Genomic DNA, 1,553 nt, shown 5'->3' with positions numbered 1-1,553 from the left:
AGGCTTAGCTTCCGGGTTCGGAATGTAACCGGGCGTTTCCCTCACGCTATGACCACCGAAACACTATGAAACTGTGAATCTGCCGCACCATGCCGTGACCATGGCATGGGGCCGTTCGTGGTTTCAGAACCAACACAGTGGACGCGAGCAACTGAGGACAAGCCCTCGGCCTATTAGTACCAGTCAGCTTCACCCATTACTGGGCTTCCACATCCGGCCTATCAACCCAGTCGTCTACTGGGAGCCTTACCCTCTCAAGGAGGTGGGAACACTCATCTCGAAGCAGGCTTCCCGCTTAGATGCTTTCAGCGGTTATCCCTCCCGAACGTAGCCAACCAGCCATGCCCTTGGCAGAACAACTGGCACACCAGAGGTTCGTCCGTCCCGGTCCTCTCGTACTAGGGACAGCCCTTCTCAATGTTCCTGCGCGCGCAGCGGATAGGGACCGAACTGTCTCACGACGTTCTAAACCCAGCTCGCGTACCGCTTTAATGGGCGAACAGCCCAACCCTTGGGACCGACTCCAGCCCCAGGATGCGACGAGCCGACATCGAGGTGCCAAACCATCCCGTCGATATGGACTCTTGGGGAAGATCAGCCTGTTATCCCCGGGGTACCTTTTATCCGTTGAGCGACGGCGCTTCCACAAGCCACCGCCGGATCACTAGTCCCGACTTTCGTCCCTGCTCGACCCGTCGGTCTCACAGTCAAGCTCCCTTGTGCACTTACACTCAACACCTGATTGCCAACCAGGCTGAGGGAACCTTTGGGCGCCTCCGTTACTCTTTAGGAGGCAACCGCCCCAGTTAAACTACCCATCAGACACTGTCCCTGATCCGGATCACGGACCCAGGTTAGACATCCAGCACGACCAGACTGGTATTTCAACGACGACTCCACAACCACTGGCGTGGCCGCTTCAAAGTCTCCCAGCTATCCTACACAAGCCGAACCGAACACCAATATCAAACTATAGTAAAGGTCCCGGGGTCTTTCCGTCCTGCTGCGCGAAACGAGCATCTTTACTCGTAGTGCAATTTCACCGGGCCTATGGTTGAGACAGTCGAGAAGTCGTTACGCCATTCGTGCAGGTCGGAACTTACCCGACAAGGAATTTCGCTACCTTAGGATGGTTATAGTTACCACCGCCGTTTACTGGCGCTTAAGTTCTCAGCTTCGCCAAGACGAATCTTGACTAACCGGTCCCCTTAACGTTCCAGCACCGGGCAGGCGTCAGTCCGTATACATCGCCTTACGGCTTCGCACGGACCTGTGTTTTTAGTAAACAGTCGCTTCTCGCTGGTCTCTGCGGCCACCCCCAGCTCACCGAGTAAATCGGATCACCGGACGTGGCCCCCCTTCTCCCGAAGTTACGGGGGCATTTTGCCGAGTTCCTTAACCATAGTTCACCCGAACGCCTCGGTATTCTCTACCTGACCACCTGAGTCGGTTTAGGGTACGGGCCGCCATGAAACTCGCTAGAGGCTTTTCTCGACAGCATAGGATCATCCACTTCGCCACAATCGGCTCGGCATCAGGTCTCAGACTACGTG

Annotated in this window: 2 rRNA genes (1 of these 2 running past the window's edge); both read right to left on the bottom strand. The window is 56.0% G+C overall.

From position 1 onward, the window contains the following. Positions 1-60 (bottom strand): 5S ribosomal RNA (rrf, locus tag ACWD4O_RS48645); the annotation flags it as partial. Between the two features lie 93 nt (positions 61-153). Continuing rightward, positions 154-1,553 (bottom strand): 23S ribosomal RNA (locus ACWD4O_RS48640) (its annotated part continues 1,443 nt past the right edge of the window); the annotation flags it as partial.

The organism is Streptomyces sp. NPDC002623 (genome assembly GCF_053592635.1).
The sequence above is the reverse complement of the archived record's forward strand: the minus strand, read 5'-3'. Positions and strand labels throughout refer to the sequence as shown.